The sequence below is a fragment of the Pedobacter jeongneungensis genome (genome assembly GCF_039538295.1).
Lineage (GTDB): Bacteria > Bacteroidota > Bacteroidia > Sphingobacteriales > Sphingobacteriaceae > Pedobacter > Pedobacter jeongneungensis.
On record NZ_BAABBY010000001.1, the window covers coordinates 478552 to 503829 of the forward strand.

At 38.1% G+C, this 25278-nt stretch carries 23 protein-coding genes; 15 read left to right on the forward strand and 8 right to left on the reverse strand.

Annotated elements, in window-relative coordinates; genetic code table 11:
• Positions 1–76 precede the first annotated feature (76 nt).
• The 14 genes from ABD769_RS02075 (at position 77) to ABD769_RS02140 (ending at position 17263) form a co-directional block, all read left to right on the forward strand.
• Entirely contained in the window at positions 77–1534 is a 1458-nt protein-coding gene (locus ABD769_RS02075) for a UDP-N-acetylmuramoyl-L-alanyl-D-glutamate--2,6-diaminopimelate ligase (protein ID WP_344848970.1), read from the forward strand.
• Positions 1534–2781 (forward strand): phospho-N-acetylmuramoyl-pentapeptide-transferase, encoded by a 1248-nt coding sequence (mraY, locus tag ABD769_RS02080; protein ID WP_025144491.1) that lies wholly within the window; start codon positions 1534–1536, stop codon positions 2779–2781. Before ABD769_RS02075 ends, mraY begins: the two co-directional genes overlap by 1 nt.
• A 151-nt stretch (positions 2782–2932) precedes the next feature.
• Positions 2933–4321 carry a UDP-N-acetylmuramoyl-L-alanine--D-glutamate ligase gene (murD, locus tag ABD769_RS02085; protein ID WP_344848972.1) on the forward strand — a complete coding sequence of 463 codons (1389 nt, stop codon included), beginning with the start codon at positions 2933–2935 and terminating at the stop codon, positions 4319–4321.
• A gap of 14 nt (positions 4322–4335) precedes the next feature.
• Positions 4336–5523 carry an FtsW/RodA/SpoVE family cell cycle protein gene (locus ABD769_RS02090; protein ID WP_344848974.1) on the forward strand — a complete coding sequence of 396 codons (1188 nt, stop codon included), beginning with the start codon at positions 4336–4338 and terminating at the stop codon, positions 5521–5523.
• A gap of 89 nt (positions 5524–5612) precedes the next feature.
• Positions 5613–5987 (forward strand): four helix bundle protein, encoded by a 375-nt coding sequence (locus ABD769_RS02095; RefSeq protein WP_344848976.1) that lies wholly within the window; start codon positions 5613–5615, stop codon positions 5985–5987.
• A 515-nt stretch (positions 5988–6502) separates the two neighbouring features.
• Positions 6503–7606 (forward strand): undecaprenyldiphospho-muramoylpentapeptide beta-N-acetylglucosaminyltransferase, encoded by a 1104-nt coding sequence (gene murG / locus ABD769_RS02100; RefSeq protein ID WP_344848978.1) that lies wholly within the window; start codon positions 6503–6505, stop codon positions 7604–7606.
• Positions 7607–7714: 108 nt separating this feature from the next.
• Positions 7715–9070, forward strand: a complete 1356-nt coding sequence (gene murC / locus ABD769_RS02105; RefSeq protein ID WP_344848980.1) for a UDP-N-acetylmuramate--L-alanine ligase — start codon at positions 7715–7717, stop codon at positions 9068–9070.
• Complete coding sequence (locus ABD769_RS02110) at positions 9063–10292, forward strand: cell division protein FtsQ (protein WP_344848982.1); 1230 nt, start codon at positions 9063–9065, stop codon at positions 10290–10292. Before murC ends, ABD769_RS02110 begins: the two co-directional genes overlap by 8 nt.
• Positions 10293–10297: 5 nt before the next feature.
• On the forward strand, positions 10298–11656 hold the full coding sequence (gene ftsA / locus ABD769_RS02115) for a cell division protein FtsA (RefSeq protein WP_344848984.1): 1359 nt from the start codon (positions 10298–10300) through the stop codon (positions 11654–11656).
• A 130-nt stretch (positions 11657–11786) separates the two neighbouring features.
• Positions 11787–13418, forward strand: a complete 1632-nt coding sequence (gene ftsZ, locus ABD769_RS02120) for a cell division protein FtsZ (protein WP_344849532.1) — start codon at positions 11787–11789, stop codon at positions 13416–13418.
• A 166-nt stretch (positions 13419–13584) separates the two neighbouring features.
• Positions 13585–14826: an aminotransferase class I/II-fold pyridoxal phosphate-dependent enzyme gene (locus ABD769_RS02125; protein ID WP_344849534.1), complete on the forward strand. Its 1242-nt coding sequence runs from the start codon at positions 13585–13587 to the stop codon at positions 14824–14826.
• Positions 14827–15085: 259 nt separating this feature from the next.
• Positions 15086–15262, forward strand: coding sequence for a histone H1 (locus ABD769_RS02130; RefSeq protein ID WP_344848986.1), 177 nt, complete (start codon positions 15086–15088; stop codon positions 15260–15262).
• Between the two features lie 348 nt (positions 15263–15610).
• Positions 15611–16594, forward strand: a complete 984-nt coding sequence (locus tag ABD769_RS02135; protein WP_344848988.1) for a helix-turn-helix domain-containing protein — start codon at positions 15611–15613, stop codon at positions 16592–16594.
• A 186-nt stretch (positions 16595–16780) separates the two neighbouring features.
• Positions 16781–17263, forward strand: coding sequence for a GNAT family N-acetyltransferase (locus ABD769_RS02140; protein WP_344848990.1), 483 nt, complete (start codon positions 16781–16783; stop codon positions 17261–17263).
• Between the two features lie 130 nt (positions 17264–17393).
• Here ABD769_RS02140 and ABD769_RS02145 read toward each other — a convergent pair whose 3' ends face one another.
• From ABD769_RS02145 to ABD769_RS02170, 6 genes are all read right to left on the reverse strand, one after another.
• Positions 17394–17684, reverse strand: a complete 291-nt coding sequence (locus ABD769_RS02145) for a hypothetical protein (protein ID WP_344848992.1) — start codon at positions 17682–17684, stop codon at positions 17394–17396.
• Positions 17685–17906: 222 nt separating this feature from the next.
• Positions 17907–18794 carry a 4-hydroxy-tetrahydrodipicolinate synthase gene (dapA, locus tag ABD769_RS02150; RefSeq protein ID WP_344848994.1) on the reverse strand — a complete coding sequence of 296 codons (888 nt, stop codon included), beginning with the start codon at positions 18792–18794 and terminating at the stop codon, positions 17907–17909.
• A gap of 155 nt (positions 18795–18949) precedes the next feature.
• Positions 18950–20962, reverse strand: coding sequence for an NAD-dependent DNA ligase LigA (ligA, locus tag ABD769_RS02155; RefSeq protein WP_344848996.1), 2013 nt, complete (start codon positions 20960–20962; stop codon positions 18950–18952).
• A 125-nt stretch (positions 20963–21087) separates the two neighbouring features.
• Positions 21088–21366 (reverse strand): Txe/YoeB family addiction module toxin, encoded by a 279-nt coding sequence (locus ABD769_RS02160; RefSeq protein WP_344848998.1) that lies wholly within the window; start codon positions 21364–21366, stop codon positions 21088–21090.
• 9 nt (positions 21367–21375) lie between these two features.
• Positions 21376–21633 (reverse strand): type II toxin-antitoxin system Phd/YefM family antitoxin, encoded by a 258-nt coding sequence (locus tag ABD769_RS02165; protein ID WP_344849000.1) that lies wholly within the window; start codon positions 21631–21633, stop codon positions 21376–21378.
• Between the two features lie 130 nt (positions 21634–21763).
• Positions 21764–22438 (reverse strand): ACP phosphodiesterase, encoded by a 675-nt coding sequence (locus tag ABD769_RS02170; protein WP_344849002.1) that lies wholly within the window; start codon positions 22436–22438, stop codon positions 21764–21766.
• Between the two features lie 148 nt (positions 22439–22586).
• Here ABD769_RS02170 and tyrS point away from each other — a divergent pair, with 148 nt between their 5' ends.
• Positions 22587–23873 (forward strand): tyrosine--tRNA ligase, encoded by a 1287-nt coding sequence (gene tyrS, locus ABD769_RS02175; RefSeq protein ID WP_344849004.1) that lies wholly within the window; start codon positions 22587–22589, stop codon positions 23871–23873.
• Between the two features lie 303 nt (positions 23874–24176).
• On the opposite strand, the gene ABD769_RS02180 is transcribed toward tyrS, so the two are convergent.
• A complete protein-coding gene (locus ABD769_RS02180) occupies positions 24177–24968 on the reverse strand; it encodes a Fic family protein (protein WP_344849005.1) in 792 nt (263 codons plus the stop codon).
• Positions 24968–25210, reverse strand: coding sequence for a hypothetical protein (locus tag ABD769_RS02185; RefSeq protein WP_344849007.1), 243 nt, complete (start codon positions 25208–25210; stop codon positions 24968–24970). Before ABD769_RS02185 ends, ABD769_RS02180 begins: the two co-directional genes overlap by 1 nt.
• Between the last annotated feature and the right edge of the window lie 68 nt (positions 25211–25278).

Consider the following 25278-nt stretch of genomic DNA (forward strand, 5'->3'; position numbering starts at 1 on the left):
GATAGAATTATAGAATGACATGGTAGCAATTAAGCATTCAAATCATTCAAAATTCAATCATTCAATAAATAACAAAATGCAATTACAGGATTTACTTTACGGCGTAACGATTAAAGAATTGGTTGGAAAAACCGATAGGGAAATCAATGTGCTTAATTTCGATTCGCGTAAAGTAGGAAAAGATGATGTTTTCTTCGCTGTAGTTGGCACGGTTGCAGATGGTCACCAGTTTATTGATCAAACCGTAAAACAGGGTGCCGGGGTTATTATTTGTGAGAATTTGCCAGAGATTGACGATTTTACCGTAACCTATGTTAAAGTAGAAAATACTTCGGTGGCGCTGGGCATTATGGCCGGCAATTATTTCGGGAATCCATCTGCAGATTTAAAACTGATCGGCATTACCGGGACAAACGGAAAAACCACCATCGCCACAATTCTTTTTAAATTATTTAAAGATTTAGGTTATAAAACCGGACTGCTATCAACGGTAGAAAATTACATCAATGATACCGTAGTTACCGCAACGCATACCACGCCAAATCCGATTGCATTGAACGAACTGTTAAGGCAGATGGTTGATGCAGGTTGCGATTATTGTTTTATGGAAGTGAGTTCTCATGCGGTATCACAGCACCGTATTGAGGGATTGACATTTGCAGGCGGGGTATTTTCAAATATCACACATGATCACCTGGATTTTCATAAAACCTTTGATGCGTATCTGAAAGCTAAAAAAGCCTTTTTTGATGGTTTACCTAAATCTGCATTTGCATTAACCAATATCGACGATAAAAACGGTATGGTGATGCTGCAGAATACCAAAGCGTATAAAAAAACTTATGCGCTAAAGCAACTAGCGGATTTTAAAGCGAAAATTATCGAAAATCAGTTCAGTGGTCTGCATTTAGATATCGATAACGAAGATGTTTATTTCAAACTGGTGGGTTCTTTTAATGCCTACAACCTTTTGGCAGTTTATGGAACAGCAGTTTTGCTGGAGCAGGATAAATTAAAGGTATTGACCTTGTTAAGCCGTTTATCGGGTGCAGAAGGAAGGTTCGATTATATCACTTCGGCTGATAAAATTATAGGTATTGTTGATTATGCCCATACGCCGGATGCGGTTCAGAATGTGTTGAGTACCATTGCCAATATCCGCAAAGGAACCGAGCAGGTGATTACGGTAATCGGATGCGGAGGAGATCGTGATAAAGCCAAACGGCCGATTATGGCCCAGGTGGCCTGCGATTGGAGCGATAAAGTGATTTTAACATCTGATAATCCGCGTACCGAAGATCCGCAAACGATCATCAGCGAAATGGAAGAAGGTGTTTCACCAACCAATAAGCGTAAAACCTTATCCATATTAGATAGAAAAGAAGCCATAAAAACTGCATGCCATTTGGCAAAACCAGGAGATATTATTTTGGTGGCAGGTAAAGGACATGAGAAATACCAGGAAATTAATGGCGTAAGGAACCATTTTGATGATAAAGAAATTTTACTTGAACAATTAAAACCAATCAGCTAATGTTATATTTATTATTCGAATACCTGCATAAGCATTACGATATCCCCGGGTTGAGGTTGTTCCAGTACATCACGTTCCGTGCTTCCATTTCTATTATTTTATCGCTGATCATTACCACGGTTTATGGTCGCAGACTAATCGATTTTTTGCATAAAAAACAGGTTGGCGAAACAGTAAGGAATTTGGGCCTTGAAGGCCAGATGCAAAAACAGGGTACCCCTACAATGGGTGGTATTATTATCCTGTTGGGCATTTTGATTCCTACCTTACTATTTGCCAATATTTCTAATATCTATGTGATTTTGATGATCATCACCACGATCTGGATGGGGGCAATTGGCTTTTTAGATGATTATATAAAAGTTTTCAAAAAAAATAAAGAAGGTTTAGCAGGTCGTTTTAAAGTGGTTGGTCAGGTTGGCTTAGGATTGATTGTTGGTACAACCATGTATTTCCACCCGAATATTGTGGTGAGGGAAACTGTTCAGGATAATGTGAAAAATACTTCTTCTGTGCCAATGGTATTGCGCCAGAAAGGTGAAACTTTTTATTATACCCAGGACGTAAAATCGACCAAAACCAATATGCCTTTTTATAAGAACAATGAGTTCGATTACGCCAAAGTGTTAAAATTTTTGGGTGGCGATTATCAAAAATATGCTTTTATCATATTCCTGGCATTTACGGTATTCATTATTACAGCGGTATCCAACGGGGCAAATATTACCGATGGTATTGATGGCCTCGCCACCGGAACCTCGGCCGTAATAGGGATAACACTTGGTATTCTGGCATATGTATCGGGCAATACGATAATGGCCGATTACCTCAATATCATGTATATCCCTAATTCTGCAGAGCTGATGATTTTTGCAGGTGCATTTGTGGGGGCATGTGTTGGTTTCCTTTGGTACAACTCTTACCCCGCTCAGATTTTTATGGGCGATACCGGAAGTTTAGCCATTGGTGGTATCATTGCCGCATTTGCGCTCATGATCCGTAAAGAACTGTTGATCCCGATTTTATGTGGAATATTCCTGGTCGAACTGGTGTCGGTAATTATGCAGGTATCTTATTTTAAATATACCAAAAAGAAATTCGGCGAAGGAAGAAGGATCTTCCTGATGTCGCCTTTGCACCACCATTACCAAAAGAAAGGTTATCACGAAGCCAAAATTGTAACACGTTTCTGGATCATCGGAATCATGCTCGCAATTATGACAATAGTGACGTTGAAATTAAGGTAGGTTGAAAGGTTAAAGGATGAAGGTTGAAAAGTTGAAGGTTTAAATGTTGAAAAAAACTAAAGCTAAAAAGCAAAAAAGAAAATAATAAAAAAATAAACGTGGTGGTATTGCTGTCTTGATACTTGATACTCACCACTCAATACTAAAAAAAATGAGCACAAATAATACTACATCAGTCAATACTACGTCAGCAATGGCAGGGCATGGCCGTGTGGTAATTCTTGGTGCCGGCGAAAGTGGAGTGGGCGCCGCAAAACTCGCTCAGGCGAAAGGTTTTGATGTTTTTGTATCCGATTATGGTGTAATTACCGATAAATATAAATCTGCTTTAGAAAAACTAGGCGTTCCTTTTGAATCTGAACAACATACCGAAGAACTCATTTTAAATGCTACGGAAGTAATTAAAAGTCCGGGGATTCCGCCAACCGCACCGATCATTAAAAAATTGGTATCGAAAGGAATTCCGGTGATTTCAGAAATTGAGTTCGCCAAAAGATACACCGATGCCAAAACCATTTGTATTACCGGTTCGAACGGAAAATCGACCACCAGTTTATTAACCTATCACATTTTAAAAAATGCAGGTTTAAATGTGGGTTTGGCCGGCAACATTGGTCAGAGCTTTGCCGCGCAGGTGGCTACAGAAGATTACGAATACTACGTTTTGGAAATCTCGAGTTTCATGCTCGATGATATGTTCAAGTTTAAGGCCGATATCGCGGTTTTGCTGAACATCACGCCAGATCATTTAGACCGTTACGAATATAAACTGGAAAATTATGCCGCATCAAAAATGCGCATTGTTCAAAACCAGACAGCAGCAGATGTTTTCATTTACTGTGCCGATGACGAAGAGAGTTTAAAAGCCATTGCATTAACCAAACCTCTGGCCAAAACCTATCCATTTTCAATTGTAAAAAAAGTTGAAACTGGTGCTTATTTAGAAGAAACTACAATACATATCCTTACAGAACCAAATAACAAACTAACCATGTCTATTTCAGATTTAGCCTTACAGGGCAAGCACAACATTTATAATTCTATGGCATCAGGCATCGTGTCGAAAGTTTTAGAATTAAGAAATGAAACCATTCGCGAAAGCATGGGCAATTTCAAAAATATTGAGCACAGGTTAGAGCATGTGGCCAAAATTTCTGGAATCGATTTCATCAACGACAGTAAAGCAACCAACGTAAATTCTACCTGGTATGCTTTGGAGAGTATGACCAGCGACGTGGTGCTGATTATGGGCGGTGTTGATAAAGGAAACGATTACAACATGCTTAAGGATCTGGTAAAAAGTAAGGTAAAGGCCATTGTATGTTTGGGTAAGGATAATAAACGGATCCATGATGCTTTTGAAGATGATGTTGACGTAATCGTAAACACCTTTTCTGCAGATGAAGCCGCACAGATTGCTTTCCATTTGGCCAAACGGGGCGATGCGGTATTATTATCGCCGGCCTGTGCAAGTTTCGATTTATTTAAAAATTATGAAGACCGCGGTAACCAGTTTAAAGCGGCAGTTAGAGAATTATAATAGGAGGCTTAAATATGTTTCAGGCGTTACTTAATAAAACAAAAGGCGACAGGTGGATCTGGTTGATCATCATCCTGCTTTCGCTTATATCAGTAATGGCTGTATATAGTGCAACAGGTACCCTGGCCTATAAAAAAGGAGAAGCCGTAGAAAAACTTCTGCTTACCAAGCACCTTATTTTTGTGCTGATGGGTATCGGGATGATTTACATTGCCCACCTGCTCGATTACCGCTATTATGCCGGTATTTCGAAGGTTTTAATGATTGTAACCATTCCCTTGCTCTTTTATACGCTTATATTCGGTACCAATTTAAATGATGCTTCGAGGTGGGTTAAAATTCCCGTAATCGGATTAACATTTCAAACTTCCGATTTAGCGAAACTGGCATTAATTACCTTTTTGGCGCGCATGCTTACCAAAAAGCAGGAAAATATTAAAAACGTAAAAGAATCATTTATACCAATTATGGGGTCGGTTTGTGTGGTGTTTGTTTTAATCGCACTGGCCAACTTATCTACAGCCTTAATGCTGTTTGGTGTAAGTATTTTGCTGTTAATTATCGGCAGGATCAGTATTAAACAGATCGCCATTGTTTGTGCGGGCGGCTTCGTGCTGCTATTGTTCGTTTTCTTTTTGGGCCCAAGGAGAAAAACATACATGTCGCGTATTAATACATTTATGCATCCCGAAATGCAGCATTCAGACAAAACTTTCCAGGCAGATCAGGCAAAAATTGCCTTAGCTACTGGTGGTGTTTTTGGTAAAGGACCAGGTAATAGTACACAGCGCAATTTCCTGCCACACCCGTATTCCGATTTTATTTTCGCCATTATTATTGAAGAATGGGGAACGGTGGGAGGAATTGTAATCATGATACTATACCTGGTGCTTTTATACCGATGTATCAAGATCGTAACCCGGGCACCCAAGGCTTTCGGGGCGTTGCTGGCTGCAGGATTGAGTTTCAGCCTCACCATACAAGCCTTTGCAAACATGGCCGTAGCTGTAGGTTTGGGCCCGGTAACAGGGGTGCCGCTTCCGCTGGTAAGTATGGGCGGTACATCAATGATTTTTACCAGTGTGGCCTTCGGTATCATTTTGAGCGTAAGCCGCGATGTAGAAGAAAATGCAAAACTGACTACGAAAGAAGAAAAAACAAATAATAAAATAATCGTTGGAGAGATTCCGGCGATAGCATAATTAATGATTGAATTTTGAGTCAGAGAGTGATAGAATAGTTGAATAAAACATCCCAAAGTTTTTAAAGTTAAAATTTAAATTAATAAACGATGGAAAATGTAAGCAAAGTGGATTTTGTAACAGCGATAAAAGCCAGGACAAAAAAGTTTGTTTTAGATTCAATTAAATTTTATCAATTTCTTCCAAAAACCGAAGAAGCAAGAATATTAGGTAGGCAATTTATTAGGTCTGCATCTTCAGTTGGAGCAAATTACAGAGCAGCCTGTAGAAGTAGATCAAAAGCTGAGTTTTATGCAAAGCTGAGCATAGTAGTTGAAGAGGCTGATGAAACAGCTTTTTGGATTGAAATTTTAACAGAGTCTAAAATTACAGATTCGGTAGAAGCGCAACCATTATTAAAAGAAGCAAATGAGATTTTGGCAATTGTTGCTAAAGCAAGAAAAACAGTAAGCAATAATAAATGATTAAATGAGAAAATTATTGAATTAGAGAGTAGGAAATGTACGAGTAACCATTCACTCATTCAAAATTCTATCATTCAATATTAGAGATAAAAATAAGTAATGACAGAACTCGAAATGAAAGATTATTTATAACCATTCACTCATTCAAAATTCTATCATTCAATATTAGAGATAAAAATAACTAATGACAGAACTGGAAATGAAAGATTGTTATAACCATTCACTCACTCAAAATTCTATCATTCAATATTAGAGATAAAAATAACTAATGACAGAACTCGAAATGAAAGATTGTTATAACCATTCACTCACTCAAAATTCTATCATTCAATATTAGAGATAAAAATAACTAATGACAGAACTCGAAATGAAAGATTGTTTATAACCATTCACTCATTCAAAATTCTATCATTCAATATTATAGATAAAAATAACTAATGATAGAACTGGAAATGAAAGATTGTTATAACCATTCACTCACTCAAAATTCTATCATTCAATAAATAAATATTAAAATGAATAATTCCCCAAAAATTATCATATCAGGTGGTGGCACCGGCGGGCACATTTTTCCTGCCGTAGCCATAGCCAATGCGCTAAAGCGCTTGGTGCCCGCTTGTGAAATTTTATTTGTGGGCGCCAATGGCCGTATGGAAATGGAAAAAGTTCCTGCAGCCGGATATAAAATAATCGGTTTAAATATCAGTGGGATGCAGCGCGGCTCCATCGTTAAAAACCTGTCGCTTCCCTTTAAGGTAATCGGCAGTGTGCGCCGGGCAATACAGATCATAAATGATTTTAAACCCGATGCAGTGGTGGGCGTGGGCGGTTATGCCTCCGGACCTTTATTGTATGCAGCCTCTTTAAAAGGGATTCCGTACCTCATCCAGGAACAGAATTCTTATGCGGGTGTAACGAATAAATGGCTGGGCAAAAAAGCATCAAAAATATGCGTGGCTTTTGATGAAATGGATCAGTTTTTTCCTGCAGACCGGATTTTAAAAACCGGAAATCCTGTACGCAAAGAAGTGGTTGATATTAAAGGTAAACACCATGCTGGTGCTGAGTTGTTAAAACTCGATCCTTTAAAAAAGACCATTATGGTTACCGGAGGAAGTTTAGGTGCCGGAACACTAAATAAAGCAATTGAAAAACATTTGCCCGAAATCCTCGCACAAGATGTGCAGGTGATCTGGCAAACAGGAAAATATTATTACCAGGGGATTATCGAAAGGTTAGGACTTGAATATCACCCTAACGTTCGCATCCTCGAGTTTTTAAATAAAATGGATCTGGCTTACGCCGCTGCCGATGTAATCATTAGCCGTGCCGGAGCAGGAACCATTGCTGAACTTTGTTTAATTAAGAAACCGGTAATCCTGGTGCCTTCGCCTAATGTGGCAGAAGACCATCAAACCAAAAATGCGATGGCTTTGGTAAAAAACGGAGCGGCACTTTTAATTAACGACCGTTCTGCTGAAGATACCTTGGTTAATGAAGCACTGGCACTGTTAAACAATAAAGAACAAAGCGACAAGCTTGCAGAAAACATAGGTAAAATGGCCCTGCCCGAAGCCGACGAAATTATTGCAGGCGAAGTATTAAAGTTGATTAAATAAGAGATATGAAAATAAAGATGTGATATATGAGAAACTAGATTTGAGATAGGCGTCATGGCGCATTCTCAGGTCTCACATCTCAAATCTCCCATCTCAAATCTAAAAAAAATGGAATTAAGTAAAATAAACAGGGTTTTCTTTGTAGGTATCGGTGGTATCGGCATGAGTGCGCTTGCCCGTTATTTTGCTAAACGCGGACAAGTGGTTTGTGGTTACGATAAAACCCGCACCAGGCTCACCGAAACATTAGAACAGGAGGGAATTTTGATTACCTATCTTGATGACGATGCTTCCTTGCCCTGTGCATTTTTAGATCATCATGAAGATACCCTGGTGGTATATACGCCAGCAATTCCGAAAGATTCGAAAATTTTAAATCATTTTATTGATAAAGGTTTTTCGCTTAAAAAACGTTCAGAAGTTTTGGGTATCATCAGCAAAGGCATGTTCTGCATCGCAGTTGCCGGTACACATGGTAAAACCACTACGTCATCCATTGTGGCTCATATTTTAAAAGATACCGGTTACGATTGTACAGCCTTTTTGGGTGGCATAACCAGTAACTACAATAGCAATGTACTTTTTGGCGATAATAATGTGGTGGTGGTAGAGGCTGATGAATATGATCGCTCTTTCCTTACCCTGCACCCCGATGTAGCTGTGGTGACCTCGATGGATGCCGATCATTTGGATATTTACGGAGATAAAAGCCACCTCGAAGAATCGTTCAGGTTGTTTGCAGGTCAGCTTAAGGCCGAGGGTACATTGTATGCACATGAAGGATTGCCCTTAGAAAATAGCATCAGTTACGCGGCAAGCCCTACAGCAACAGCAAAGGCTGAAAATTTACGTGTAGAAGGATCGAAATTTGTATTCGATTATACCGATGCCACGCAAAGCATAAAGGATATCAGTTTGATGCTTCCGGGAAAACACAACGTAGAAAATACAACTGTTGCCATCGCCATCGCTTTACAATTGGGTATTGATGCAGAAAAAGTAAAACAAGCCGTTGCTAACTTCAAAGGAGTGAAACGCCGTTTCGAATATATTGTTAACAATGGCAGTCAGATTTACATTGATGACTATGCGCATCACCCTGAAGAACTGAAAGCCTGTTTTGATGCCGTACGTCAATTGTATCCGGATAAAAAATTAACAGTGATTTTTCAGCCGCACCTGTTTACACGCACAAGAGATTTTGCAGATGAATTTGCAAAAGTTTTAAGCACGGCCGATGAACTGTTGCTGTTGGAAATTTATCCTGCAAGAGAATTGCCCATTGAAGGCATAAATGCACAGTTTTTACTCGATAAAATCACGTTGTCGGATAAAAAAATATGTGGAAAAGATTATGTGGTTCAGCACATTAAGGATACAAAACCTGAATTAATTTTAACAGTAGGTGCGGGCGATATCGATACCATTATAGAGCCCCTTAAAAATACATTAAACAATGCTTAAAAGGATAAACTGGAGCGCAATTTTTACCGGCTTTGCCTGGCTGATCAGCCTGGCAGGGGTGGTGGTGCTTTTGAGTTTCATCAACGTGAAAAAGCAGACGGTTAAATGTACCGATGTTAAAATCCTGATCCCGGGTGCCGATAATTTTATCGAGCGCGAAGAAATTGATGCCATCCTTAAAGAAGATCAGGGGGTATTGTTAGGTCGCAACCTCGAAAATATCAATATCCATAAAATAGAGAAAAAACTGCAGTCTAACCCCTACATCGGCTTTGCAAAGGTTTATGTAGATATGGACGGTATATTGCATATCGAAGTAAAACAAAGACAACCTATCCTCCGCATTTTGAATGAAAACGGACAGGATTTTTACATTGATAACGATGGACTGAAAATGCCTATTTCATCAAACTTTACGGCTAACGTATTGGTGGCAACAGGCCACATTAGCGAGGTTTTTGGTAGTCGTGTAGATACTTTGCATACGCAATTGGCAAGAGATTTGTATAAAACCGCTCAATACATTAAAAAAGATACGCTTTGGGATTCACAGATCGAACAAATTGTGGTTGATCAGAAAAATGATATCGAACTGATTCCGAGAGTTGGCAATCAGCGCATCATTTTGGGTGATGCAGATTCATTAGAAAAGAAAATGAAAAACCTTTTATTGTTTTATAAAAAAGCAATGCCGCAGGTAGGCTGGGATACGTATAAAACCATCAATATAAAATATACCAACCAGATTGTTTGCGAAAAAAGAGATTCAACAGGTTTAGGAAAAAAAGCAAAAACATTTTCGGCAGCTGATAGTTTGAGGATACAACGGAATGTAACTGATTCACTAATCAGAAATACCATTAGTTCGGTAATGGACGATCGCCCTGAAGCCGATCAGCCAAAAGCCATAGAACCTAAAAAGCCCGAACTTAAAAAAAACGAGCCAAAAAAAGTAGAAATAAAAAGGGTAGAGCAAAAGGTAGAGCAAAAGAAGGTTGAACCTAAAAAAGCCGAACCGGTTAAAACAGAAACAAAAAAACCGGTAGTTGTGCCGGCCAAACCAAAGGAAACCAAACCAGCGGATAAAAAAGAAAAACCGAAACAAACGGGAACAACACAGCCAAAGCCGGCAAAATCTGAGGCGCAATTGAAAAAAGAGAAAGAAGCAAGAGAAAAAGAAATCAAAGCCCTGGAAAAACAGTATAAAACTCAGCAAAATTAACGAATATGGACAAGGCAAAATTTACCAGTCAGTCGCCCATTGTAGTAGGATTGGATATCGGTACTACAAAAATTTGTGTTATCGTTGGTCGTAGAACACAACACGGTAAGATAGAAATCTTAGGAATAGGCAAGGCAGAATCAGCGGGGGTAACACGTGGAGTGGTTTCTAACATTCAAAAAACCGTACAGGGCATTGCTCAAGCAGTTGAAGTAGCAAGCGGACAATCCAATGTAGAAATACAGGTGGTAAATGTGGGTATTGCGGGTCAGCACATTAAAAGCTTACAGCACAGAGGAATTTTAACAAGAAGAGAATTAAACAACGAAATCGGTAAAAGAGACATCGATAAGCTGATTGATGATATGTTTAAACTGGTAATGCCACCGGGTGAGGAGATCATCCATGTATTGCCGCAAGAATTTACCATCGATAACGAACCGGGAATCAAAGATCCTATCGGTATGGCAGGAGTACGCCTTGAAGCCAACTTCCATATCATTTCTGGTCAGGTTACTGCCGTAAAAAACATTATCAAATGTGTAAACAATGCAGGCTTACAAACTCAGGATTTAATCCTGGAGCCATTGGCTTCTTCCGAATCGGTGTTGAGCGAGGAAGAAAAAGAAGCTGGTATTGCATTGGTTGATATTGGTGGTGGTACTACAGATATTGCCATTTTCCACGAAGGTATTATCCGCCACACCGCAGTGATCCCCTTTGGTGGCAACAGTGTTACCGAAGATATCAGAGAAGGTTGTTCAGTAATGCGCAACCAGGCTGAGTTATTAAAAACACGTTTCGGTTCTGCACTTGCTGAGGAGAACAAAGAAAACGAAATCATCTGCGTTCCTGGCTTACGTGGCCGCGAACCAAAAGAAATTTCAGTTAAAAACCTGGCTTACGTTATTCAGGCCCGTATGGAAGAAATTATTGAGCACGTGTATTACGAGATCAAATCTTCAGGTTACGAGAAAAAATTAATCGGTGGTATCGTAATAACCGGTGGTGGTGCTTTGCTGAAACACTTATCGCAGGCTGTAGAATATGTAACCGGTTTAGATTGCCGCATCGGTTATCCGAACGAGCATTTATCTAAATACGAAGATATGCCTAAAGCCATTTATGATGATTTAAAAAGCCCGATGTATGCAACCAGTGTTGGTTTGCTGATCAAAGGAATCCAAAAGGCAGAAGAACTGATTGAAGAGATGAAACAACCGGGTGTTTTTGTAGAAAAGCCCAAAACAGCAAAGGAAAAAGAAAAACGCGGACCAGGTTTGTTCGATAAATTACTTGCAAAAACAAGAACTTTCATTCAAGATGATATGAATGTAAGTGATGAAGATTACTTAAAAAGTTAATTATTTTTCCACAAAGAAAGAGTTTTCCACATTATTAACACTTGTGGAAAACGTCTGTTGAAAAAGTGTTAATATTACATTGAGTAATGAACAGAATTTAAAAATTTTTAAACAACTGATTCATAAAGATATGCAGTTCGAAATGTTAAAAGATAAGTCTTCAATCATCAAGGTAATTGGTGTTGGAGGCGGTGGCGGCAACGCAGTGAACCATATGTACCTTTCAGGTATCACTGGTGTGGATTTTATTATTTGTAATACAGATGCCCAGGCTTTGGAATCTAGTCCTATACCTAACAAGGTACAATTAGGCGCTAGTTTAACCGAAGGTATGGGGGCTGGCTCTATTCCTGAGGTGGGTAAAAACTCGGCGATAGAAAATATAGATGATATCAAGGCAATGTTAGGCAATACCACCAAAATGCTGTTTATTACAGCAGGAATGGGTGGTGGTACCGGTACAGGCGCCTCTCCGATTATTGCCAAAGCCGCTAAAGAACTTGATATTTTAACTGTTGCCATCATCACAACCCCGTTTTCTTTCGAAGGAAAAAGACGTAGGTTGCAGGCTGATGAAGGAATGGAAGAGTTAAAGAAATACGTAGATTCTTACCTGGTGATCTCTAACGACCGTCTGCGCGAAATCTTCGGAAACTTAACTCTTGGTTCTGCGTTCGGTCAGGCCGATGATATTTTAACAACCGCTGCTAAAGGGATCGCAGAAATCATTACTGTTCCGGGTTATATCAACGTGGATTTTAAAGATGTGCGTACCGTAATGAAAGATAGTGGTGTGGCCATCATGGGTAGTTTTGCTGCCGAAGGTGAAGACCGTGCTTTACAGGCTGTAGAAGGCGCTTTGGCTTCTCCGCTTTTAAAAGATAACGAAATCGAAGGTGCCCGTTACATTTTATTAAACATAAGTTCTGGTTTACGTGAAGTAACCATGGATGAAGTTTCGATCATTACCGATTACATCCAGGAAAAAGCAGGCTTATCAGCCGATTTAATCTGGGGTAACTGTACGGACGAATCTCTGAGCGATAAACTTTCAGTAACCATTATTGCTACCGGATTCCAGACTTCAGAAGAACGTGTAAAAGAAGAAAAAAATAAAAAGAAAATATCACTTTTAACACCGGAAGAAGCACCGTTGGTTCGCCCTGTTGAGCCCGTAAACTCTTTCATGCAGCCAAAAGAAGTTCACTCATACGAACCTGTTTTAAAAGCTAAAGAAGAAGTATCGCAGGCAGATCTTTTTGGTGGAATGTTCAATAAATCAGAAGCTCAGAAAAATCAGGAGCCTGAAAATAATGTAGTTCGCCATACCTTAATAGAAGAAGAGCCGCATGTTGAAGAAGCACAGGAAACCGGATTTGAATTTGAGGTAAAACTGGCCGAAACCAATTTTGTGTTCGAAACACCAGTAGCCCAGATGCCGCCAATGCCGGAGCCTGAGCCAGAAATCGAAATGCCGGTTGTTGGTTTAGACGACGATAAAAACGACGAATCGATGGAAGAGCAGTTGAAAAAATCTAAAGAACGTATCTTACGTTTAAAAGATTTAAGCATGAAATTGCGTACCACCAACGGTTTACAGGAGCTTGAAAACGAACCTGCTTACAAACGCAAACAAATGCAGTTGCAACAGGTACAGCATTCATCTGAATCGCAGGTGAGCCGCTTTACTTTAAGCAACGATCAGGATGGCGGTACAGAAATCAGACCGAACAATTCTTTCTTGCACGATAACGTTGATTAGATCAAACCAAATATAATTTTAAAGCCCCGATGTAAAACCGGGGCTTTTTTGGCATAAAATTAGCGTGTTACTATCTTAATTGACATCTAAAAGATCATTAGGTTGATTTTAAGACGAATAAAGCTTAAATTTGCAAAATTCTTATTATAAAAAAACAGATAATACATTGGATATATTTGATAAAATAGCAAAACACATGGGGCCGCTTGGGCAACACCAGAAATGGTCTCATGGGTATTTCTCTTTTCCAAAATTAGAGGGAGAAATTGCACCTCACATGCAGTTTCGCGGAAAAGAGCATTTGGTTTGGAGCTTAAACAACTACTTAGGTTTAGCCAATCACCCGGAAGTTAGAAAGGCAGATGAAGAAGCTGCAGCTAAATTTGGTATGGCTTACCCGATGGGTGCCCGTATGATGAGCGGTAACTCTAACTACCATGAGCAGTTAGAGCAAGAACTTGCAGCATTTGTTGGTAAGCCTGATGCATTTTTATTAAACTATGGTTATCAGGGCATGGTATCCATTATCGATACCTTGGTCGACCGCAATGATGTGGTGGTGTATGATGCAGAATCTCATGCTTGTATTGTAGATGGTTTACGTTTGCACATGGGTAAACGCTTTGTTTATAAACATAATGATATAGAAAGTGCACGTAAACAATTAGAACGTGCTACAAAACTTGTTGAAGAAACAGGTGGCGGTATTCTTTTAATTACCGAAGGCGTTTTCGGGATGAGCGGTGCCCAGGGGAAATTAAAAGAAATTGTTGAGCTTAAAAAAGAATTCAATTTCCGTATCCTGGTTGATGATGCACACGGTTTCGGTACAATGGGTAAAACAGGTGCGGGTACGCACGAAGCGCAGGATTGTATAGATGGGATTGATGTTTATTTTGGTACTTTTGCCAAATCTATGGCGGGTATCGGTGCTTTTGTAGCATCAACCGAGCAGATCACCAATTTTTTAAGGTATAACATGCGTTCTCAGACATTTGCCAAAGCATTGCCAATGCCAATGGTAATCGGTTTATTAAAGCGCTTAGAATTGCTGAAAAGCCAGCCTGAGTTAAAAGATAAACTTTGGGAAATTGCCATGACTTTACAAAAAGGTTTACGCGAACGTGGATTTGATTTAGGGGTTACCGATTCGGTAGTTACCCCGGTTTTCTTAAAAGGAGAACTTTCTGATGCCACTGCAATTACCTACGATCTACGCGAAAACTACAGCATTTTCTGTTCAATTGTTGTATATCCCGTAATTCCGAAAGGAATGATCGAGCTACGTTTAATTCCTACTGCAGTTCATACACTAGAAGATGTACAGCGTACTTTAGACGCTTTCAGCGAAGTAGCCGAAAAATTAGAAAACGGATATTATAAAGAGAATCTTTTCGCAACCGTTTAAGATCTATTAAAATTTTACAAAGCCCTTTAAACCAGTTTAAAGGGCTTTTTTATTTTGTAATATTTTGTAATGTTCTGTTTATCAAGCGTTTAATTATGTTTTTCAAGTCCGATATGTGTATAAACACGATAAGTGTGGAAAAAAACGGTAAATAAGCCTGTTTTTTATTCTTCTAAAAATTTTTTTATTTCATCAAACCCTTTAAATTAGAGTACATAATTAAAAATCAAACCTTAAAAGAACCATAAATTAATTAAAAATGAAAAAATTCGAAGAAGTAAAGAGTTTAGTGGCAGCTTTGGAAGCTGATGCAGACAAATTTTATAACAAAGGTAACAGCGCTGCTGGTACCCGAGTACGTAAAGGTATGCAGGATCTTAAAAATTTAGCTCAGGTAATCCGTTTGGAAGTACAAGACACTAAAAACAAAGCTTAAACAATCAAAATATTTTATCTGAGCCTTAGGATATTTCCTGAGGCTTTTTTTGTTCAACATGTTTTTAAAGAACTTAAAAGCATAAACATATTCATACTGTAAAATATATAAGACAATTTATCCTTGTCTGCGTAATTTATTAGCTTTCTTCTTTTACAAAGCGTATATTCATTTCAGGTTAATCCGCCTAAGCATCCAAAATACTAATTTTACTACTTAAGCATTATTAATGCCTGGCCATTAAATGTAAAAGATAATACGAATACCATACCGCTCTCAAAAAGATATCCGGTTTATCTGGCATGCAGATAAACATGTATAAATAATTTACATTTTTAACGGTCTTCAGTGTCAGAATATTTACATTACAATCGTGCAAATAGCGAAGATGTCGGGCTTATCCTCGACGTGATGCGCGCTGTACATCCCGTAGATATTAAATTGACTCAGGCATTTGAGGAACACCTTTTAAGTTTAAAAATAAAAAAAGGGCAAATTCTTTTCAGAGAAGATGAGGTTTGTGAGTATGTGTATTTTATCGTTAAAGGTGCATTAATGGGTTGTACCACACACAATAAGCGAAAAATTACCACTTATATATCTGTAGAATACGATTTTGTCAGTTCCATATCCGGCCTTCATGGATCTGATTATTCAAAGGAATATGTAGTAGCAGTAGAAGACACCGAACTGCTGGCCATACACAATGATGTGTTAAACCGGCTCTTTTCGCATCATTTTGAGCTGAATTATATTTTTAGGGTAGTTTTGGAAAAATATTATAAAGATGCCCAGCAACGTGCACATATCATACGCGTTGGAAATGCCAAAGAAAGATATTTATATTACGCAAAAACAAACCCCGGCTATTTAGACCGCTTGCCTTTAGAACTTATCGCTTCTCTGCTGAATGTTAAACCATCAACGCTTTTATCTATAAAAAAAAGTTTTTCACTTCCTCATGATCAGCAAAAAGAACTACAGCACTGTGGACAAAAGTTAGAGTTGTATGTTAATCAGCACCAGTCATTCCGTAATAAAAATATCAGGATCCATGCTCTTGCCCTTGAAATAGGGATTAGCAGTCACAGGTTGTCGGTGGTACTAAACAACTATTTTAATAAGAGTTTTATCGATTACATTAATCAATACCGAATTAACTGGATTAAAGAGAGCATCAGAAATCCTCAAATCATGCAAAACTTTACCCTGGAGGCATTGGCCTATAGTGCTGGTTTTTCTTCCCGGAGTGCCTTTTATAATGCTTTTAAAAAGCTTGTAGGGATGAGTCCGGTTGCATACTTAAAAAATATCTCTGACGAAAAACGTTAGTTTAACGTTTTTGTTACGCAAACACTTTTTTGAGGTGCTTTTTTTGATATAATTGTGTTGAATTATAATATAGGACAAACTTGTTTCAGCTTTATATGTAATAAGCATTTTGTTTAATTATTTTAGTATATCAAACATAAACTATAGAATTTATAGGTTAATAAAATTGCTAAAATTGATTAAACTATGATTAGAATTATGCGCTCATCAGATTGGGACGAAGTCAGTGCTATCTATCGTGAAGGAATAGAAACAGGTACTGCAAGTTTCAGAAGCCCGGATATTTCATGGAAAGACTGGGATTTATCACACCTTAAAGCCTGCAGGTTTGTGGCCTTAAAAAATAAAGAAATTATTGGCTGGAGTGCGCTTTTGCCTGTGGTAGCCAATTATGATGTCGGTGGTGTTGGAGAAATTGAGGTGTACGTTAAACCGGGTTACAAAGGGCAGGGGATCGGATCATCCTTATTAAATGCTCTGATTGCAGAGAGCGAAAACAAAGGTATCTGGATGCTTCAGGCGGGTATTTTTCTTCAGAATTCTGCTTTGTTAAAAATCCATGAAAAGGCTGGCTTTAGAGTAGTAGGGTACAGGGAAAAAATAGGTAAAGCCAAAGGCGTGTGGCAGGATAACCTGTTAATGGAAAGAAGAAATAAATTAATTGCCTGATCTGATAAATAAGAAGGTTTCATTATCGAGATTTTTCTTTAGAAGCTGTCATGTTGAGCCTGTCGAAACACATTAAGCAAGTCCTTCGGCAAGCTCAGAATGACAATCTATTTCCAATAAGTTCCTTTTTTTACCTGATAAATTTATAATCATCAATTCGATCTGATTTAATAAACCGGATCAGTTTTCCCTGATAAAAATAAAAGAAGGTGTATGGTTCTGGCTTAGGAATAAAGGTTGTAGAGATAATGCGGTAGATCTTTGTACCATCATCATTAGCCAACATCAGTTCAGCAGACCGGTTAACCCGTTTAAATTCATTTTCTGGCATGCCAATAGTGATTGAAGATTCCTGGTATGCCCTGCTTTTGCAGCCCATGGCCATTATTGCCACCAGGCCAATTAAAATTAAATTTTTCATTGTGTGTGTTTATTTGTGTGTATAGAGCGCAAAACAATAATAATGCCCTGATTCTCACTAAAATTCCCTTCAAACTAAAATTTTGGTTTATAGTTCTAATGTGTTGATTATGAATTAATTTCTTTTGGTAATTTTTTATTTACACACAAAAAAAACAGACTGCTTTCTTCTGCTTTTTAGCAAAATCAAACAGTCTGTTTCAGAATATAATTTTTATAAGAATTAAGCTACTACACTTAATTTTTCTACCTCTGCTATAATTAATTGTTCTAAAGCTGAGGAAGCTTTAACCAATGGCAAACGCACGGTATCTCCACAAATACCGAGGTGTTTCAGGGCAGCTTTAACGCCGGCAGGATTGCCTTCTGCAAATGCTAAACGGGTAAATTCGATTAAGCTTAAATGTGCAGGTAAAGCTGCTTTATAATCGCCGGCCAGGCACAGGTTTACCATATCTGTAAACTGTTTAGGCAAGGCGTTTCCGATTACCGATATAATGCCGGCAGCGCCTAAAGCGATCATGGGCAAAGTAACCGGGTCATCGCCAGAGATTAGAAGAAATTCTGCCGGTTTATCCCTCATAATCTGGTTAAACTGATCAAAACTTCCTGAAGCCTCTTTTGTTGCAATGATATTTTTAAAATCATGCGCCAGTCTGCAGGTTGTTTCCGGACTCATGTTGCTACCGGTTCGGCCTGGTACATTGTATAAAATCAGATCTAAAGGAGAAATTTCAGCTAAATATTTATAGTGCTGGTAAATTCCTTCCTGTGTGGGTTTATTGTAATACGGACTAACCGATAAAATTGCGCTATAACCTGTAGTATCGAATGATTTAATGTCTACAGCAACAGCAAGTGTATTGTTGCCGCCAATTCCGGCAACCAATGGTAATCTGTTGTTGTTAATTTCAGCAGTATAGGCCCACACCTTCTTCTTCTCGTCCTTGGTCATTGTAGCGGTTTCGCCGGTTGTACCTAAAGAAACGAGGTAATCTATCCCTCCGTCTACCAAATGATTAATCAGGTTTTTTAAGCCATTATAATCAACTGATCCATCTGTGTTGAAAGGCGTAACCAATGCTACACCAGTACCCTGAAATTTGTTCATTTTTAACTTATAATTATTGAATTTTGAATGAGAGATCGAATGGTGCATTTTATCATTCAATCATGGTCTCATTTTATTTTCTAATTGAATTTTGAATAAATCACTAAATGAGTACTTACCGCATTTAATCATCAAACTCAATCATTCTATCATTTTTACTTTATCATTTCCAATAACTCAACATCGCTGATAATCGGCACATTTAACTTGTTTGCTTTTTCAAGTTTCGACGGACCCATGTTATCGCCTGCAACGAGGTAGTTCAGTTTACCCGAAATACCACTTAGCATTTTGCCTCCGTTGGCCTCAATCATATCTTTTAGTTCATCGCGGCTATAGTTCTCAAAAACGCCCGAAATTACGAATGTTTTTCCAATAAGTCTATCACTGTCAAGCGTAATTACTTTTTCTTCAATTTCGAACTGCAATCCTGCTAATTTTAATAATTCTACCTGCTTTAAATGCTCCGGTTTTCCAAAATACTCAACAATGCTCTCTGCAATGCGCTGCCCGATTTCATCAATGGCAATTAATTCTTCTACGGTAGCTTTAGAAAGGTTGTCGATATTTTTTACACCGGCAGCTGTTTTTTTAGCAACGGTTTCGCCAACATAGCGGATACCCAAGCCGAAAAGTACTTTTTCGAAAGGCATTTCCTTCGATTTTTCAATCCCGGTTAGCATATTTTCGATCGAGCGCTCGCCAAAACGATCTAAAGTTTTAAGCTGATCAGATTTTTGGTGCAAAGTATATAAATCGCTGATGTGTCTTACTAAACCCTGTTTATAAAAGGTTTCGATGGTTTCGTCACCAAGCCCGTCGATATTCATTGCCTTACGGGAAATAAAATGCTGTATTTTTCCCACAATCTGTGGTGGACAACCTTCATCGTTAGGGCAGTAATGTACCGCTTCACCTTCTTTCCTGATTAGTTCGGTGCCACATTCAGGGCAATTATGCAGGTAATGTACTTTTGCAGCCCCTGCTAAACGTTTATCAAGATTTACCTTAATAATTTTCGGGATGATCTCGCCGCCTTTTTCTACATAAACAATATCGCCTTCATGAAGGTCTAAACGCTCAATTTCGTTGGCATTATGCAATGTAGCACGTTTAACAGTAGTTCCGGCCAGTAAAACAGGCTTTAAATTGGCAACAGGGGTAACTGCGCCGGTTCGGCCAACCTGGTAAGTTACTTTTTCTAAAACGGTTTCTACTTCTGCCGCTTTGTATTTATAAGAAATTGCCCAGCGTGGCGATTTAGAAGTAAAACCAAGCTCCTGTTGCTGTGCATAACTGTTTACTTTGATTACAATTCCATCAATATCGTAGCTTAATTTAAAACGCTCATCTTCCCAATAGTGAATAAATTCGAGAACGGCATCTATGCCCGAAACCAATTTTGTATGCTCACAAACATGGAAACCCCATTCTTTTACAGCATTTAAGCTATCCCAATGGGTTTTAAATTCATTTTTATCGGTATATAAAAAGTAGATAAAACCATCTAAAGGTCTTTTGGCTACTTCTTTACTATCCTGCATTTTAATAGTGCCCGAAGCAAAGTTACGCGGATTGGCATATGGAATTTCGCCCAGTTCTTCGCGCGCTGCATTTAAACGTAAGAAAGCCGCTTTGTGCATAAAAATTTCTCCACGGATTTCGAAATGCTCAGGTGCAACAGTCGATTTAATCTGATGGGGAATGGTGTGGATGGTTTTAACATTACTGGTTACATCATCACCTTTGGTACCATCGCCACGGGTAACGGCACGTAAAAGTTTACCGTTTTGGTAAGTCAGGCTGATGGATAAACCATCAAATTTCAATTCACAAACGTATTGGAAATTATCACCAATGGCTTTACGGATCCTTTCATCAAAATCGCGGAGATCCTGCTCGTTATAGGTATTCCCCAGCGATAGCATGGGGTATTTATGGTTTACGGTGATAAAATTTTTGGTAATATCGCCACCCACGCGTTGTGTTGGCGAGTTCGGGTCGGCAAAATCAGGATTTGCTTTTTCCAGTTCGGCCAGATGCTTTAGTTTTTTGTCAAACTCGTAATCGCCAATGGTGGGCATAGCCAGCACATAATAGTTGTAATTATGCTGGTTTAATTCGGCCACAAGGGCATCCATTTCTTGTTGTGTTGCAGATAGGGGCATCTACAAATATAAAAAAAGGATGAAAGGGTTTTATAGATTGAGATTTAAAAAGTACAGTTTTAGTTCAATATGATCAGTTTTTCCGAAAGTAAGAGTATCTGGAGTTTAGGAATTACTAAAATTGTCTATTTATCTCCATAATGAAAGCGACATTGTATAATTGCACATTGTTGATCCTTGCCTTTGGTTCCTGATATTTGGTAAACCAGGCGATGTTCTCCTGTGATACGTCTCGACCAGAACCCTTTTAAATTGTGTCTTAATGATTCTGGTTTACCCAATCCATGGAATGGAGTTCTTTTGATTTCTTTCAATAATTCCCTTATCTTGTTTACTGCTTCCTCATCATTATCCATCCAATATTCAAAATCTTCCCAGGCCTCAGGCGTAAAAACAAAATTCATAACTGCAATTTACTCCTCGAGTTTAAATAATTTAGTCTTGTTTTGATTTAGATGATCGATTGACTTTTCCAGACGTTGGCGGTTAGCGAAAGTTGACATTAGGTGAGAAGTTTCATTAAGAGCATTATACTCTTTGATTGAAATTACCACTACTGCATCGTCATCATTATTGTTACGAGGAATAATCAGAACATCTTCTGTAGCGCTTACCTCATCAAAGTAAGTTTTCATATTTGTTCTGAGATTGGAAATCGTTACAGCTTTCATTATTCAAATTTATGTACTTTCAAATGTACGTTATTTTGTACATATTTTCAAATGAAGATTTTTTTCTTTATTCTAAGAAATGCGGCCAATAGGTAAACAAATTCTTTTTTTTGCCCTGATAGAAAGTGTATTAAGCCAATTTCCCTTCAATCTCCTTAAAAATATCCATAAAATCCTTTTGTAAAACTTCTTTAAAAATTCCAAGTTCAAAAGTGAGTTGTTGCAGCTGTATTTCGTTCAATGTTTCAGGCCATAAACGCATACAGATTCTGTTAAGCGCATAGCTGATGTTTTCGAGTTGCTGATAACTCAACAAATATTTGCTGCTGATAAATTTCTCAAGAAAGTTAAAAAAAACTTTCGGTTCTTTTAGTTTACAATGTTCGAGGAAATCGCTTAACGAATCTTTGTTTACAGCATCAAGTTTATCATAAAAATGGTTCACCTGAATTAAATTACGCTCAACCAGTAAATGATCCAATAAAAGTTCTAAGCCGATATGGGCAAGAAAAGAAGGTCTTACAGGGGTGTTTTCTACAATCGGTTTAATCAGATGTTTAAGTTCGGTGGTTTTTTCCAGGAAGAAATTAGAAGAATGAAAAAACAAGTCTACAGCAAGATGTCTTTTCCAGCCGGCCAATAAATTTTCTTCATCCGGGTTTCCCTTAAACAGGAACTCGTTTTTCTGAGGGTATAAATTGGCTTCTTTCGACGCATTTTTAATCAGATCTGGCAATACTGTTCCCATTACCACATTGGCGTTTTCACTTGCTCTGTCGAAATAATAATGTGATAAAAAGTTCATGCTGCAAGGTAATATTTTCTGTTATGGTTGTAAAGTTTGTACGGTAAAATATTAACGCCGTTAAAACCTGTTTTACAAAACCAACTAATTTGCTTTAAACTAAGCTAAAATTTTATCTTTGCACGCACATTATTAAAGTATTTGTACAATGACGAATTTTGTTGAAGAGTTAAGATGGCGTGGCATGCTGCATGATATTATGCCGAATACTGAAGAAAAGTTAAACGAAGGTATGACCTCGGGTTATATCGGTTTCGACCCGACTGCAGATTCGTTGCATGTTGGGCATTTAACGCAGATCATGACACTGATCCATTTTCAAAATGCCGGGCACAAACCATTTGCTTTGGTAGGTGGTGCTACAGGTATGGTGGGCGATCCGTCAGGGAAATCTGATGAACGTAACCTTCAAACGCCCGAAATGATTGAGCATAACCTAAAAGGAATGAAAAAGCAACTCGCTAAATTCCTGAAATTTGAAGAGGGTGGAAATGGAGCCGTTATGGTAAATAATGCCGATTGGTTTAAAGATATGAACCTTTTTACTTTCATCAGAGACGTGGGTAAACACATTACCGTTAACTACATGATGGCGAAAGACAGTGTTAAAAGACGTTTGGAAGGCGATTCTGGTTTATCATTTACCGAATTCTGTTACCAGCTGATTCAGGGTTACGATTTTTACCATTTATGGAAGAATGAAAACTGTTTGGTGCAGATGGGCGGGTCCGATCAATGGGGAAACATTGTTACCGGTACGGAGCTGATCAGAAGAAAAGATGCCGGAACGGCTTATGCCATCACCACACAATTGATTAAAAAAGCGGATGGCACTAAATTTGGTAAAACAGAAAGTGGTGCGGTTTGGTTGGATCCTGAAAAAACTTCTCCATATAAATTTTACCAGTTTTGGTTAAATGCATCAGATGATGATGTAAAAAAATGGATCCGCATTTTTACGCTGAAAAATAAAGAAGAGATTGAAGCTTTAGAAAAAGAGCATGATGCTGCACCACACCTGCGTATCTTACAGAAAGCTTTGGCTGAAGATATTACCATAAAAACCCATTCGGTAGAAGCTTTAGAAACAGCGATAAAAACATCTGAATTTTTGTTCGGAAACGGATCTTTAGATTTTTTGAGGGGCTTATCTGATGCAGCAGTATTAGATATATTTGACGGGATACCACAATATAAGATCTTAATTGAAGAACTTGGAGCCGGAATTGATGCCGCAAGTTTACTGGCAGAAAAATCTGCTATTTTCCCCTCAAAGGGAGAGGCTAAGAAAACCATCCAGGGTGGTGGCGTTTCTGTAAATAAGGAAAAAGTAGCTGAAATGGCCCAGGTTTTTAATGCAGATCACCTGATCAACGATAAATTCATTGTGGTACAAAAAGGAAAGAAGAACTATTTTCTTTTAATCGCTGAATAACATTTACAAGCCCAATGAAAATAAATGTAAAAAGTTTTTCATTGGGCTTGAATTTAAGATAGAACGGAAAGTTATCATTTTTGATGATTTTTTTTGAGTTCCCGTCATCTCGACTGAAACGGAGAGATCTACCTAGGCAGATTTAGCTTCGCTGAATACTTCGTGGTTCTCGACTGCGTTGCACTTCGATCGAAATAGCGACATTGGCAGGGTGGCTATATAACAGAGCGGTGGAATTTTGCATATCATTCTCCGTGATAATCTGTGAATCTGTGGCAAACCTATTGGGGGACTATATAATTCTCAATTACGTTTTAAGAATTTTTCTTTCAGTTTAAGACTTTCTATTAATCGATCAGCCATAAAATCAAGCATAGATCCTGGGTTGTTCTCTTCCTCCTCAAAACTATTCATGTATGCTAATTTATTAACTGGTTTTATAAAAATTGGAGGATATTTAGACTTTAGGAGAATAATATTCATCATAATTCTTGCAATTCTTCCATTTCCATCGCCAAAAGGATGAATAATGTTTAAGAATTCGTAATGAAAGTCTGTTACAATTTTTAAGATATGGTCATCATTGCCAGGAATAATCAAATCTGATAAGCGGCTGTTGGTATTTTTTATCAGATATGAAATTGCCGCTGATACCTCTGAAGGCTGTTTGTAGTGATGAATTTTACCTGATAAACGTGTTGTTACGTTTTCAAGGATTTTGTATTTTCCGGGATCATAATGAATCGAATCAGACCATTGGTCTGGACTTTTCATTAATGCTTTGTGAAGCCGTTTTATATTCGCTTCGGTAACTTGCGTTGCCTGATATTGTTCAAAAACCTCATCCAATACCTGTTGGTGATTTAAAATATCGAGGCAGTCTGCTGTAGAAGTGTTTTTTGGCGTTACAAATTCCTTTAATAACTGGATTGTCTGGCCGTAGGTTAGTGCATTGCCTTCGATCTTATTGGAGTTGTAAGTAAAATCGATTTTAATCTTTTCAAGAAAATCCTGGTCCCAATCTTTACCAGTGCCAAGGGTATCTAGTTTTTTCTTTAAGCGGTCAATCTTTTTTAACTTGGCAGTAATATCCATTAAAGAAACTTTATATCGTAATCAAAGCCTTTGGTTTTTATTTTAAAAAGCCAATTTCTGTAGAGGTTTTTTCCTATACTAGGTCTTCCATTTTTAACTGTTAAAGTTTCTCCAAGAATAAAATGCTGAAGATCCTTTCGAAATTCTTTACGAATGTCATCCAGAAAAATTGTTTCCTTTTTATCCGGAATTTCAGACAAATGTTTTAATCGCTTCGATATTAGACCTAAACCCGGCATCATTGTTTAAAATTAATCCTATGTCAAAATTAATAAATATTGATGAAATAGTTAATGCTTATTAAAAACAA